Origin of the sequence: Desulfosarcina sp. (assembly GCF_033791525.1) — a bacterium.
In the GTDB taxonomy this organism is placed as follows: domain Bacteria; phylum Desulfobacterota; class Desulfobacteria; order Desulfobacterales; family Desulfosarcinaceae; genus Desulfosarcina.
In genome coordinates this window covers 1-9,200 of sequence record NZ_JASJGN010000263.1, presented here as the reverse complement: position 1 = coordinate 9,200, position 9,200 = coordinate 1, and the positions used below count along the sequence as shown (strand labels likewise).

Here is a 9,200-nt window from a genome sequence, read left to right as displayed (position 1 = left end):
AGACAGTAAGGGAACTGGTTGATCATATCAAAGCAAATCACCAGGACAAAAAATGAACAAAGCGGTCTGCAACCAGTCCACATTGATTAGAAAGGGCAGGGTGTTTGATTTTTACACTGAGAACATCACCCTACCCAACGGCGTCACCCTAGATATGGAAATTATCCACCATCCCGGTGCTGCCGCCATTGTACCGGTTATGGAGGATGATTCAGTTTTACTCCTCAAACAGTATCGTCATGCCGTCGACGGTTTCATCTGGGAAATTCCGGCAGGCACGCTGGAAATGGGTGAAGATGCCCGTCGGTGTGCCGAACGGGAACTGACCGAGGAAACCGGCTATATGGCCCGCCAGTTTGATCGACTGGCTGAGATCACACCGCTGCCCGCCTACTCTGACGAACGCATTCACCTGTTTCTTGCAACCGGCCTCACCAAGGCGGCCCAGAGCCTGGATGAGGACGAACTGCTCTTTGTTCATCGGATTGAATTACGCCTGGCCTTAAAAATGATCGCTGAAGGTGAAATTCAGGACGCCAAAACCATCGTCGGGCTGCAACTGGCTGTAAGCCGGTCTGACTAAATCACTGATCAGACATCGGTCCGGCGCCACCCCTTGAGCCCGCGCATCAGGCACAACATCCCAAGAAACGTCAGCACGCCCGATGTACAGCCCGTGGCAAGGATGCCGCCGGCCTGCCAGACCGCTCCACCCATCAGCGCCCCGACCATTCTCCCGATGCCTGCTGTAGCAAAAAAACCGGACATCATCGTTGCCCGGAATCCGGGCAGTATCTCGGTGCAAAGGGTTAGACTGGTGACCATGGTGAATTCGAAAATGAAGAAAAGAATAGCCAGGCCGGTCAGGGCCGCCGTCAGGGACGTGTCCAGAAAAGGCAGCGCAACGTAACTCAGGACGGACAGGCTCAAACCGGCAATCAGAGCGCGCTTCAAGCCGAAGCGGTCGGAGACGGCGGCGGTGAGGCCTTCTCCCAATAGTTCGGCCACACCGATGAGGCTGGTTCCCAATCCCAGGGCAACGATGCCCAGCCCAAAGCTTTTTTCCAGCCACGCCCCATATACCACGAATAGATTGTCGTTGGCCGCACTGATAAAAAAGACATACCCCAGAGCACCCAATGCCGGCTTGTTGGCGATCAGGCGCGAATAGGCGCCGAGGTATTCAACGGGTGATATTTTTTGACTTGCCGGTTCAGGCTCGTCGGGGATGATAAAAAACAGGGCGACGGCACCGATGCATCCCAACCCGCCCATAACCAGAAATGGCGATTGCCATCCATACCGGTCCATGAGGATGGCCACCAACGGGATGCCGATCAGGGTGCTGGCAGACCACGAGGTCTCCATGATGCCCATCACCAGTGCCCGCCTGCGGTAAGGTACCCGGTTGCCGACCCACGCCTGCACGGCCGGATCGAATATGCTTTTGCCAAGTCCGGCCAGAAACATGGCCACCAGGACGACTGCATATATGGGGAAAATGGCTGCGGCCAGCATGCCGGTTGCCAGCATCGCCATCCCGGCGATCATCATTTTTCGGTACCCCAGTCGGTCGGACATGGGACCGATAAACGCGCCCAGCAGGGACGTCACCTGGTTGATGGCAATCAGGGAAGTGATCGCAGACAGGGAGACGCCAAGTCCGCGGCTCAACACCGGTGCAAATGGGTAGACAAAGCGCCTGGCGGTATTGAGCACCAGCCGGAAAAAAGTGGTGCCCACAATGGGCAAAAAGATGTTTGTTGGGGTCGTTGGGTTCATTGGGTTCAGTTATCTGAGAAGCGTGCCGCCAGGATCAGATCGATGTGATCCCGCTCGAACGTGTAGCGGGTATTGCAGTGGTGACATCGAATCTCAACGGGAAAAGGGCCTTTCTCCTGAATATCCTTTAATTCGTCGATGGGCAGCAGTGTGAGAACATTGCGGATCTGGTCACGGTTGCAGTGGCAGATGAAGCCGACTTTGCGTCTGTCAATGAAACGGGGCGAGTATTCTCTCAGATGGCTGCGCACCAGGTCCTCCGGTGCAGTTCCTTCTGCCAGTAAGGCGGCAATGGATGGCAGTGCAACCACTTGAGCTTCGATCCGCCGGACCACCGCATCCTCGGCGTCGGGCATGGCCTGCAGGAACATCCCGCCGGCAGCTGCCACATTCCCCAGATTGTCGAACTTGACGCTGAGACTGAATGAGGTGGGAATCTGCTCAGAGGTGAGATAATAGTGGGCCAAATCTTTGGCCAGACTGCCGTGGGCCATCATCACCTTGCCGGTGAAGGGTCGCTTGGCATCGGCCAGGATTCTGGTCACCGATATAAATCCGGCTCCGAAAAATGGAGAGAGGTTGAAGTCTTCCAGGGGCTTCTCAACAGGGATGGGCACATTTTTTAAAAACCCGCGCACCTCGCCGGCGGCATTCGCTTCGACCACCAGGCCTTTGACGGGGCCGGAGCAGTCAACCTGCAGCCCCAGGCGGTCTTTGCCTTTGAGGCTGGCACCCATCAGACAGGCCCCTAAATAGGCGTGTCCGAGCACCAGCGTTTCGAGGATGCCCAGTACGTGATTCTGGCGCATCTGGTTGATCATCCGGCTGCCGTTGAGCACAGCCCCGCGAATGGTATCATCGGCCATTAGGAATGAATGCAGGCAATCTTTCTCACGATCGATTTTTGTCGGTTGGCTGTTTTCAGTTATTTTCTTTTCCATGGGCAGGCATAGCTTTTTTTGGTGTAAGCAGATCAGCGATCTGACCGCATCCTGAATTTAACCCGGTTGCGAGTATTTTTCACATTTGACAACCAAAGGCTCTGAAGAATGGGCCCGTGCAACTTACAGTTGCGCAATAGCCGATCGGTTTATTTCAGGCCCATTGTATGTCGCACACGTTCAATTCTATTTTTAACTTGTTCTCTATTGCGCATTTTTGACAAATTGGTGAGCAGTCCCGACGCCTCGGTGGGCGACTCCTTGCGGCTGTCCAGCAAGAGACGATACCAGTAGGGGATCTCCGCGCTGAAACAGGAGACCAGGTCCACGGCATGCTGCCGGGCCGCTCGCAGCATCGCATCAGCACGGTTTTGTGCGACCCGTCTATCCGGTTCGGCTGATTCATTCATCTGCGCCAGGTATCGAGTGAGTTCATGGTCAAGCTTGCGTTTGGTAATGTTGTAGCGAACGATAGGCCTGATCCACAGCCTGGCGATGATATATCCCAGCAGGCCGGCAATGAAACTGGCACCGGCGGCAATCAGCAGTGATGAATCCATGGGTATCCCTATTTTAACCGGCGTGCCGGTCACGAAACCGCTGGTACTCAACCATGCGGGCCGCCGCCTTTACCGCCCGTTCAGGCGTTTCGTAAAACACGCCTTTCAGATCATAGCCGTTGATCCGATAGACCGTGGCATCCTTTTCATCGGTGAGCAGACTGACCCCAAAGACCGGCTTGCCGTATTTTTCCATCAACCCTACAATCTGCTCGATGTAGCTGTTTTCGAAATCAACAAACGCATGCACGGCGTCATCCAGGAACTCCCGAGTATAGGACCGATCGGCGTTTTCTACTGAATCGGCCAGCCGTTTGAGAAAAATTCGGCGCCCGAGGATGCCCAGGTTGATGACCGCGTCACAGCCATTCCATTGAAGCAATGCTTCCATGACGGTCAAGGGGATGGACGGGTCGTTTTCCCCAACCAGATCGATGGGGTTGGACCGGCTCCAATAGGGCGGCAGGATTGTATCGATGACGGCAATTAACTCCGCAGAGAGATCCGGTACTTCCAGGCCGAACTGATTGCACAGATCGGCAGTGACCACGCCCCATCCACCGCCCAATGTCATGATGGCGATGCGGTTGCCCTTCGGAAGCGGCAGGGAGGAAAAGGCGGCGGACAGGTCCAGTAGTTCCATGGGTTGGTCCACCTTGACAATGCCCGCCTGCTGGCACACCGCATTGAACAGCCGGGTGTCGGATGCCATGGCACCCGTATGACTGGATGCCGCCCGGTTGCCTGCCCGGGTCTGGCCGCCTTTGAGCAACACGATGGGTTTTTTCTGGCTCACCCGCCGCGCGCTTTCGAAAAAGCGGCGGCCCTGCTTGACACTTTCAATGTAGAGCATCACGGTTCGGGTGAGTTCATCGACTTCAAATCCTTCCATGTAGTCTTCGATGGTGATCATGGCCTCATTACCGGAGCCGGAAAAGGCCCGGATGCCGATGCCCTGCGCTTCGGCAAAGGCCAGCAACTGGGTTCCCATGTTGCCGGACTGGGCAACCACCGCCGTGGACCCTGCCAACGGGCGGACCGACGTCCCCGTGCAGAAAAAATGGATGTGGGGATTGCAGATGCCCATGGTGTTGGGCCCGAGGATGAGAATTCCTGCAGCCCGTGCTTCCAGGGCCAGTTGCCTTTCCAGCGCCTTGCCGTCGGCACCGGTTTCACCAAAACCCGATGTGATCAGCACCATATTTTTAACCCCCTTGGCCTTCAGTTGGGGGATCAGGTTCATGATGCCGGCGGCAGGCACGGTTACCACTGCAAGGTCGATTTCACCGGGAATATCCACCACCGATGCAAAGGCGGGTTTGCCGGCGATGACGCCGCCTTTGGGATTGACGGCATAGACCTCGCCCTGGTAGCCGCCGCTGATGGTATTGCAGACGAGCATATGCCCCCACTTGCCCATTTGGGCGGAGGCGCCGATGAATGCTACCGATCGGGGATAAAACAGCGAATGGATAGCAGGTGGCGGAACCGGGTGGGCATCGGTTGTCTTTCGATCAGGCTCAGCCAGGGTGATCAGGGCGTCCACGGCCTTGAGTTCCCCGGTTGCTGTGGCAATCAGTGGATTGATGTCGATCTCGGCAATTTCTGGAAAATCGGCAGCGATGGCGGAAAGTCCCATCAATGTGCCCAAAAGGACGTCACGATCCACCGCCGCTTCGCCACGAAAGGGCCCCAGCAGCGATCGGGATCGGATGGTTTCGATCATGTCCGTCGCATCTTGACGGGTGAGCGGTGCCAGCCGAAAGACGACGTCGGACAGCGCTTCGGTCAGGATGCCGCCCAATCCGAAAAGAATCGCCGGGCCAAAGTGGGGGTCACGGAAAAGGCCGGCTACGAATTCCCGATGCCCACGAATTTGAGGTTGAACGAGAATCTTCACGCGGGTGGCAGTCTGAATAATTTGCTCCGCCGCAGACAGCACGGATTTTTCATCGGTCAGATTCAGGTGAACCAAACCGGCTTCGGTTTTGTGCAGCAGACCGTCGCCGATGCCTTTGAGCACAACGGGAAAACCCAGGTCAGCCGCTGCGACAGCAGCGCCTGCAGCTGTGGCCGCAATCGTTTCAGCTACCACGGGAACGCCGTAACGGCCCAGTATCGTTTTCGACTCGGCTTCGGTTAAAGCCGTCCTGCCGGATTCGAGGGCTTTTGTCACAAAAGCATTCAGATCCACGTTGTCATCTCCTGATAACCATCGGTTTTGGGGTCCCGTATCCAGAAACAGCCCATTAGACGATCAAAATCACCGGTCACTATCTACTTGAGGCCGCTGGACAAGGTCAAGGTTTAGTTGAACATAAATCAACTGACGTGCAAGATCGCATTGTAAAGAACTGCGAGAACGCGTTTAAAATGACAATCGATTTTTTGTCGAGGCTGTCAATATTGATGAACTCGTAAAAAGTAGCATTTCCGACGGACTCGTAAAAAGCCCGAGATCAAGGCTTGCGGGCCGTGAAAGCGAGCCTTAGCGAGCGAACAGTATATCGATCTTCATCATTACGGCGAACATTCATGTTCCATCCTGAGGAATGAGGTGTACTTACGGTACTCCGCAGTGACGAAGGATGAAGCGTAACGCAGATATCGGATTTTTTACGAATCCGTCAATATTGAATGGGCTGGCTGATGGCGACTGGTTGATCGACAAAAGATTGATAACCGAAATCGTCGAAGTAGACGTTCAGGGAACCTTCACCAAAGGTGTGGAGGCCGAGGGTCGAGCCGAGGCCCGTGATTGCAGTCTCCGAGCTGCGGATGAACGTATTCGGCCGGTCGAGTGAGTTGACATGTTCAATGGTTCCGACGGCACCGTTCAACGCGTCCCATTGAATCAACTGAAAATAGTCCTTGTCCGTCGTCCATGGTTCGCCCGCATCTGGCGGCCAGACCAAAGCGGGAGGATCGATCGGGTAGGGGTGTTTTTGACCATCGAGGGGATCCGTGTTCGGGGTGCCGCAACCGGATGCAGTCCCAAAGTATGCCTCGATGAAATGGTCTTGGACCCTGAATCCGGTTAGTGTCGCCAGATTAGTGGGTTTGCCGGCAACCGACAGTCGTTCACCGATCTGGAATACGCCGTCAACATTATCAATAAGCAGGCTGCCGGCAGCGTCAAGTGTGGCCCAACCGCCGGTTTTTATTACCGGCGCACCATAGACGGTTGCCGATGCGAAACTGTTATCGCCGATGATTCGATCGTCGGGTTCGATGGGATCTGAATCGCCGTTGGTAAAGGTGATGGAAGCCTTTTCCGTGAAGCGAGTGAGCAGGGTGGCGTTCTCAACGTCGAAGTCATTGGCAGTGAATTCAACGTTAAAGATATGCCAGCCAGTGGTACCCGCATTGATTCGAAACTGGATGGTGGTGATGGCCTGACCGGCGAAGGGGGTGAGGTCGGCTTCGTTTTCCTGCACCAAAATCCAGTTTACCCCCCCATCGATAGAAACCTCCACCGTCGTGCAGTCGGACTGCAATGGGTCGCATGTGCTGGAAAATCTGAGGTTGATTGTTCGGTAATCGCACGGCAATGCGGGAACAGCGGTCAAATCGGTGATGGGGTCGGAATATTTTTTACCGAGGCTGTCCACCCATTCAAGCTCGGTAATATCCTGAGCACTGGAAACCAGATTGACATCTGAAATCTGTTTATAGGCCAACCAGTGCTTGTCAGAATCATTACTCCCCGTGGACTGCCAGAGGATAATGGCTTGCACCTTGTCGACAGAAAAGGGCTTCAGCCCGTTGTAAATGTTGTCAATGGCGGATGTATCGCCTGATGGTGCGCTGCGTTGAAATGACAGTCCATAGGTTTTATCGCCACCCTCGGTTAAACGAAAACTGATCCCCGCCGTATAGTAATCGGGTAATACCGGCTCGTACCCGACCTTGACCTGCGTATCGAATTCATCGGGATTGAATTGCACGGCGCCCATATTTAACGTGAGTAAACTGGCGCTGGGGGTATCGACTCCGGATTGGGCGATCCCGGTGACCCTGAGCACATTGTTTCCCGGGAGTTCAGCAATTCCGTGGGTGCCAAGCACGGATGCATCCCACATGTCCAGATTGTCGAATCTTTCATAAAAAACGATCCGCTGGGGTGCATTCTCCTCGGGGATCTGCACGTGATACACGATGTCGCGGGATGCCATCATATCGCCGTTGCCAACAGAGCCGGTGGATGTGATTTTAACAAATTTTTTCAGCCGGATATCCTCGTTGGCGGTTATTGTAAAATCTGAAAAATCAGAACCATCGGTTCGTTTGATGCCCAGAAAGGTGTCGGTATCACGGCTATTTTCCCGGTAGGTGTAGGTGTTTCCACTCAGCACAAAGGAACCGTTTCGGTCCGGAAACAGGTCGCCGGATCCTGGAGACACGGAAAGATCACCGCCGTTTGAAACGGTCTGGGCGACGGTTTGGGCGACCGGGTACACCGGCGTGTCGGCGGGCACCGTCAGTGATGATGACAACGCATTAAAAGTCACCACTTGCCCGGCAATAGACGCGGACGAGTAAGCATAAACGGTGTCATCGACGCTCAGTCTGCCGCCTGCCAGGGGGAAGGTGTATTCAGGACTTCCGTATATGTGCGTGGTCAATGTAGCTGTGTTTAAGAGATCAGCGTCCACAAGGAAATAATAGGGGGTAAAGGAAACGGTGAATGAACCCTGATTGTCCTGCAACTGGTGAGAAACACCGTGGACGGCGTTCAACGCCGTATATTTGGCGATTTCACTGGTCGCATTGAGATATTGGCTGGCGGCATAACGCATACCGGATTCGGCCAGATAATAGGCCTGGGCGGATCTGCCAGCAGCGGTGCGAGACAACTGGGAGGAGCTGATCATCGGGACGATAGCGGCACCCAATGCAGCAAATACCAGGATGGCGATGATTATTCCGATCAGCGCGCTGCCATCGGCTTTTTTGCTGAACAGGACCGTCGCTTTGGTTGGACGGATATAACTTTTTTGTTTAACGCACCGAATCACCCACCCAAGCGGTATCATAACCAGAGCCCATCGAATTAGCGTTCGGACGGGTGTGGCGCCGGAGCAAAGCGGACCTGGCCGCACTGTCGAAATAAAGCAGGTATATTGATCGCCAGTGGGTGGGGCAACGGGCAGGGCTACATTACCGCCATAATTGTCATTGTTCCTCAGGTGAACCAGCTGGGTCGTATTCACGGCAATACCGGCAGCGTCCTTGCTAAGCAGATTCAGTGAGACCTGAATGGTTGAGAGTTCGCGGATGTCATCCGTCCAAACCCAATTATTGCCGCCCTTAAAGTAATTTAGAGTAAAAGAATCCACGCTGTCGGTCAGAATCGCGCCCTTGTTTTCCAGATCGGTGTCTGAAATCGGTCCTTCCAGATCGTCATACAGCTTGATCGTATCATCTACTTTCGCGATGGCCTGTGGTCGGCCGGTCGCCGAGTAATAGACGATATAAGGCCGGGCACCATCGGTGTAACTGATGTCCGTCAACTCCAGCAGTTCTCGATTAATTCTTGTGGTGGCAAGTTGAATTTTCTGGGAAAGACTCACGTTTTCCCGGACAACGGCATAACCGCTGATGGCGGACACGATTCCCATGCCGGCAATGGATGCGAGAATCCCGGCAATCACCAGAGAAACGATGATTTCGATCAGGGTAAACCCGGTATCACCCTTCAATCGGTGACAATTTTGAACCGCGATAGCGAGCGCATTCCTCGCCGCTTGTCGGAGCAAAGCGGAGATCCCGCCCCCGGGGTCGGAGTGAAGCAGAGATCCCGAGCATCGGGGCGGCGGGGTTAGCGAGCGAACTGAAAATAGACATTCATCCTTACGGTGCTGCGTAAGCACTGCCGTTAAAGGCAGAACATTCCCCGCGGCTTGCCGCGGGGAGG

Annotated in this window: 6 protein-coding genes; 1 reads left to right on the top strand and 5 read right to left on the bottom strand. The window is 54.7% G+C overall.

Features of this window, described 5'->3' with window-relative positions; all coding sequences use genetic code 11:
* Positions 1 to 52 precede the first annotated feature (52 nt).
* Entirely contained in the window at positions 53 to 583 is a 531-nt protein-coding gene (locus tag QNK41_RS13280) for an NUDIX hydrolase (protein ID WP_319257694.1), read from the top strand.
* 8 nt (positions 584 to 591) lie between these two features.
* Here the strand turns inward: QNK41_RS13280 and QNK41_RS13275 are convergent, their stop codons facing one another.
* The 5 genes from QNK41_RS13275 to QNK41_RS13255 form a co-directional block, all read right to left on the bottom strand.
* On the bottom strand, positions 592 to 1,782 hold the full coding sequence (locus tag QNK41_RS13275) for an MFS transporter (RefSeq protein WP_319257691.1): 1,191 nt from the start codon (positions 1,780 to 1,782) through the stop codon (positions 592 to 594).
* A gap of 5 nt (positions 1,783 to 1,787) precedes the next feature.
* Positions 1,788 to 2,723 carry an Hsp33 family molecular chaperone HslO gene (locus tag QNK41_RS13270; RefSeq protein WP_319257690.1) on the bottom strand — a complete coding sequence of 312 codons (936 nt, stop codon included), beginning with the start codon at positions 2,721 to 2,723 and terminating at the stop codon, positions 1,788 to 1,790.
* 149 nt (positions 2,724 to 2,872) lie between these two features.
* On the bottom strand, positions 2,873 to 3,283 hold the full coding sequence (locus QNK41_RS13265; RefSeq protein ID WP_319257688.1) for a hypothetical protein: 411 nt from the start codon (positions 3,281 to 3,283) through the stop codon (positions 2,873 to 2,875).
* 13 nt (positions 3,284 to 3,296) lie between these two features.
* Complete coding sequence (locus QNK41_RS13260) at positions 3,297 to 5,477, bottom strand: acetate--CoA ligase family protein (protein WP_319257686.1); 2,181 nt, start codon at positions 5,475 to 5,477, stop codon at positions 3,297 to 3,299.
* Positions 5,478 to 5,910: 433 nt separating this feature from the next.
* Positions 5,911 to 8,985: a type II secretion system protein J gene (locus tag QNK41_RS13255; RefSeq protein ID WP_319257684.1), complete on the bottom strand. Its 3,075-nt coding sequence runs from the start codon at positions 8,983 to 8,985 to the stop codon at positions 5,911 to 5,913.
* Positions 8,986 to 9,200 lie beyond the last annotated feature (215 nt).